Source organism: Microcystis sp. M44BS1, from assembly GCF_020244875.1.
Taxonomy (GTDB): domain Bacteria; phylum Cyanobacteriota; class Cyanobacteriia; order Cyanobacteriales; family Microcystaceae; genus Microcystis; species Microcystis panniformis.
Map to the genome: position 1 here is coordinate 1 of NZ_JADBVM010000292.1, position 3,456 is coordinate 3,456.

Sequence of the window (3,456 nt, forward strand, 5' to 3'; positions counted from 1 at the left end):
TGATAACTGATAACTGATAACTGATAACTGATAACTGATAACTGATAACTGATAACTGATAACTGATAACTGATAACTGATAACTGATAACTGATAACTGATAACTGATAACTGATAACTGATAACTGATTTACATTCTTTCCAAAACGGGGATTCCCAGGAGAGATAAGCCTAATTTTAGGGTTCTTGCCGTTAAATCACACAAAAATAAACGAGAGGTTTTAATCGGTTCTGCCGCTTTTAGAACGGGACAATTTTCGTAGAAACGATTATACTTTTTACTGAGTTCATAAAGATAATCACATAAACGATTAGGTAATAAATCCTCTTCCACGGCACTAATTACTTCCGGCAGTTGCAGTAATTGTTTAGCCAGAATTAATTCGCTTTCATCCTTGAGAATTAGCGGTGAATTGGCACTTAAATCCTGAAAATTAATACCACCTTCGCGACTGATACTCTGGACCCTAGCGTAAGCGTACAGCATATAGGGGGCGGTGTTGCCTTGCAGATTGAGCATTTTGTCGTAACTGAAAACGTAGTTACTATTGCGATTTTGGCTGAGATCGGCGTATTTAACGGCACTTAAACCGACAGTTTCGGCAGTCTTAGCGATAAAATCGCCGGTTTCTTCTCTTTCCTCGCTTGCCAGTCTTTTTTCTAAGTCAGCTAGGGAACAGGCGATCGCTTGATCGAGTAATTCTTGTAATTTTACCGTCTCCCCGGAACGAGTTTTTAATTTTTTACCATCTTCCCCTAAAACTAATCCAAAAGCGACGTGAACCACTGCCACATTATCGGGTAAAAATCCCGCTTTTTTAGCCACCTGAAATACTTGGGCAAAATGGTTAGCTTGTCCAGCATCGGTAACATAAATTATTCTTTCGGCCTTATCTTCACGCACTCGATAACAAATTGCCGCTAAATCGGTGGTAGCGTAATTATAACCGCCGTCGGATTTCTTGACAATTAGGGGCAGAGGATCCCCCTCTTTGTTGGTAAAACCATCGAGAAAGACACATAAAGCGCCGTTGTCTTCTGTTAGTAATCCCTGGTGATCTAATTCTCTGATTACCGTCTCAAGGTAGGGATTATAAAAAGATTCCCCCCTTTCCGTCAGTTTTATATCGAGAATATCATAGATTTTCTGAAATTCCCGCCGTGATTGTTGACAAAGTAACTGCCATGCTTGACGACTTTGCGGATCACCTGACTGTAATTTTACTACGGCTTGGCGGGCAGTTTCTTTAAAGTTTTCGTCTTCATCAAAACGAATTTTAGCCTTTTTATAAAAGCTAACTAAATCCCCTAAATCAAGAGCATCTGCTTGGGTTAAAGCGCTAGGATAAGCTTCTTGTAGATAGGTGATTAACATCCCGAATTGAGTACCCCAATCCCCGACGTGATTAAGACGAATTACTTGATGATGACGAAATTCTAAAATCCGAGCGATACAATCACCAATTATAGTCGATCGCAAGTGACCGACGTGCATTTCTTTGGCAATATTGGGACTGGAAAAATCGACAATAATTTTTTGACTGGGGTTAGCAGTGGCAACTCCTAAACGGTTATCAGTAATTAGGTCTTTTAATTGAGTTTCTAGATAACTGGGTTTAAGGGTAAGATTGATAAAACCAGGTCCAGCAATTTCGGGGGGTTGACAGAGATCATCTATCTCTAGATTTTTTAGTAAAGTTGCCGCCACTTCCCGGGGTTTTTGTTTTAATTCTTTGGCTAAAGAGAGGGAAATATTACATTGATAATCGCCAAAACGGGGGTTACTAGCGGCGACAATTAGAGGATCGGTAGCGGCGAAGTTTTCCCCAAAGGATTTAACTAGGGATTGGGAAAAACGCTCTTTTATTTGTTGGATAATGGCAGTCATAGAGAAAATTTAGCAATGAATGAATGTTAGAAATCTATGGGTAATTAGGAAATTTATCTTGCTCTCATCTTGAATAGAATTGAGCCGAACGGGGTATTATGTCCATTTTCTTGGTACATTATAAGCATCAAATTTAGTATCTTTACTAATTAGAATTAGCGATCTGTTTAGAGACTGAGCCATTAGCATTCTATCAAATGGATCTCGGTGATGCAAGGGTAAAGTACAAATTTTTAGAGTATCAGAAAATGATATAGACAGTAAGGTTATATCTGATGCTTCTAGTTTAGTTTCAATGGTTTCATAACTTTTTTGTAGGGCTAACTTACCTAAATTTAACTTAATCGCAATTTCCCAGAGACTAACAATACTGACATAAACTTCAGGAGCAAAATCAATTTCCTCCCGAAGATTATCAGGCAAGTTAGGATCGTTTTCAGTTAACCAGATGAAAGTATGAGTATCCAGAAGAAAAGATGTCATCACATATATTCCTGAAAATCTTCCAAAGACTCATCAAAGTCATCGGACAAAGGTAAGGTAAATGTACCTTGTAAAATTCCTGAACGACGTTTCCTAAGAGAAGGTTTCTCTATAATAACATCTGATTGATAATTGGCCATCAAATATTCAGCATAGTGAAGCAGCTCTATTTTTAAGAACTCTGGCATTGTTTCGACAGTTTCTAAAATTTTTGTGTCTATATTCATAGGTTTGGGATACTTAATCTCAGCAAATTTTTACTAATTACTTATTCCTTAACCAATAAAACCACGGCATAAACTGCGATACCTTCTTCTCGTCCCACCGGTCCCAATTGTTCGTTAGTAGTGGCTTTAATTCCCACCTGTTCCAGATTAATCTTGAGGGTTTCTGCTAACTTGGCTCGCATCGCATTAAGGTGGGGTTTCATTTTCGGTTTTTCGGCGACAATTACCGAATCAATATTATTAATCTGCCAACCTTGCTCGATAATTAATTGATTAACTTGTTCTAATAATTTTAAACTATTCGCCCCTTGCCATTGTGGGTCTGTGGGGGGAAAATAATGACCGATATCGCCTAAACTAAGCGCCCCCAGCATGGCATCCATGATAGCATGGGTTAAGACATCGGCATCACTGTGACCCAATAAACCGACAGTATGGGCAATTTCTACTCCTCCTAAAATTAAAGGTCTTCCTGTTACCAATCGGTGGATATCGTAGCCGTTACCAATACGAATATTCATAGAGCAGTCCTCTTGGAGTTATATTAATTATCTTATCGCAAAAGGGAAGGGGAAACAGGGAAATCTTTTCCCCGACTTGTCCTTATTAGCTAATTAGTAAAACGTAGGGTGCGTTAGACGGCAGTCGTAACGCACCACCTATAAAGATAAAATACAGTAAAACGTCGGGTGCGTTAGACGGCAGAAATTGCTGCTTTGACTTGAAGGTAACAATCCGTCGTAACGCACCACCTATAAAGATAAAATACAGTAAAACGTCGGGTGCGTTAGACGGCAGAAATTGCTGCTTTGACTTGAAGGTAACAATCCGTCGTAACGCACCACCTATAAAGATAAA

Annotated in this window: 4 protein-coding genes and 1 pseudogene; all 5 read right to left on the minus strand. The window is 39.1% G+C overall.

The annotated features are described in order from the left end of the window. Positions 1-130 precede the first annotated feature (130 nt). Positions 131-1,888, minus strand: a complete 1,758-nt coding sequence (gene argS, locus IM515_RS22065; protein WP_287629470.1) for an arginine--tRNA ligase — start codon at positions 1,886-1,888, stop codon at positions 131-133. Between the two features lie 96 nt (positions 1,889-1,984). Continuing rightward, positions 1,985-2,371 (minus strand): type II toxin-antitoxin system VapC family toxin, encoded by a 387-nt coding sequence (locus IM515_RS22070; protein ID WP_287629471.1) that lies wholly within the window; start codon positions 2,369-2,371, stop codon positions 1,985-1,987. Beyond that, positions 2,371-2,598 (minus strand): type II toxin-antitoxin system VapB family antitoxin, encoded by a 228-nt coding sequence (gene vapB, locus IM515_RS22075; RefSeq protein ID WP_002750932.1) that lies wholly within the window; start codon positions 2,596-2,598, stop codon positions 2,371-2,373. The genes IM515_RS22070 and vapB overlap by 1 nt, the downstream gene beginning before the upstream one ends. A 41-nt stretch (positions 2,599-2,639) precedes the next feature. Continuing rightward, the gene (ispF, locus tag IM515_RS22080) at positions 2,640-3,119 is read right to left on the minus strand and encodes a 2-C-methyl-D-erythritol 2,4-cyclodiphosphate synthase (RefSeq protein WP_287629472.1); all 480 of its coding nucleotides are present in this window, start codon (positions 3,117-3,119) and stop codon (positions 2,640-2,642) included. 85 nt (positions 3,120-3,204) lie between these two features. After that, positions 3,205-3,456: pseudogene (locus IM515_RS22085) on the minus strand (hypothetical protein); the annotation flags it as partial.

What these genes read in the sequence shown, in the direction of transcription:
- argS (WP_287629470.1), bottom strand. Translation starts at nt 1,888, where the DNA reads ATGACTGCCATTATCCAACAAATAAAAGAGCGTTTTTCCCAATCCCTA.
- IM515_RS22070 (WP_287629471.1), bottom strand. Translation starts at nt 2,371, where the DNA reads ATGACATCTTTTCTTCTGGATACTCATACTTTCATCTGGTTAACTGAA.
- vapB (WP_002750932.1), bottom strand. Translation starts at nt 2,598, where the DNA reads ATGAATATAGACACAAAAATTTTAGAAACTGTCGAAACAATGCCAGAG.
- ispF (WP_287629472.1), bottom strand. Translation starts at nt 3,119, where the DNA reads ATGAATATTCGTATTGGTAACGGCTACGATATCCACCGATTGGTAACA.